A 521-nucleotide genomic window follows, 5' to 3' on the forward strand; every position below is an offset into this window, starting at 1 on the left:
GGGGGAGCTAGAGGCTGGCACGCACGTCGCCTTGGCTCAAACGATCACGGTTGCCGAGCTTGGCAGGCAATACCTCGAATACATGGAGGGCCGCCAGCGTGCGGGCATCATCGGCCGCGGCGCATGCGACAACGTCACCGCGCGGACTCGGCCGATCATCGCTGCGCTGGGAGCGGTCAAGCTGACGGAGCTGACGTGGCAACAGGTGGCGGAGCTGGCGTCGGCGATGCAGAAGGCGACGTCGCCTAAGACCGGGCGACCCCTGTCCCGCAACACGGTCGCGGACACCGTCAGTCAGTTCAAACGCATGCTCGATTACGGGATCAGGTGCGAGTATCTGGCGCGCAACGTCGTCACGACCGCAGCTCAGGTAATCGAGTTTTCGCCGGGGCAGAGCATCGACACCTTTTCGCGAGCGGAGATCAAGCAGCTGGTCGAGGCGATCGAGGACTGGCCGCCGATCATCAGCGCCAAACGAGAGCAGCGCTCGCAACCGTTGATGCGGGCGATCGTCTACCTCG

The 521-nt window shown here is 64.5% G+C and carries 1 protein-coding gene; it reads left to right on the forward strand.

Annotated elements, in window-relative coordinates; translation table 11 throughout:
- Positions 1-31 precede the first annotated feature (31 nt).
- Positions 32-521 (forward strand): hypothetical protein (locus AC0IYH_RS29190; protein WP_471837499.1); only part of this gene is annotated, 490 nt, incomplete at its 3' end.

It is taken from the genome of Pseudomonas sp. AC463, from assembly GCF_979253585.1.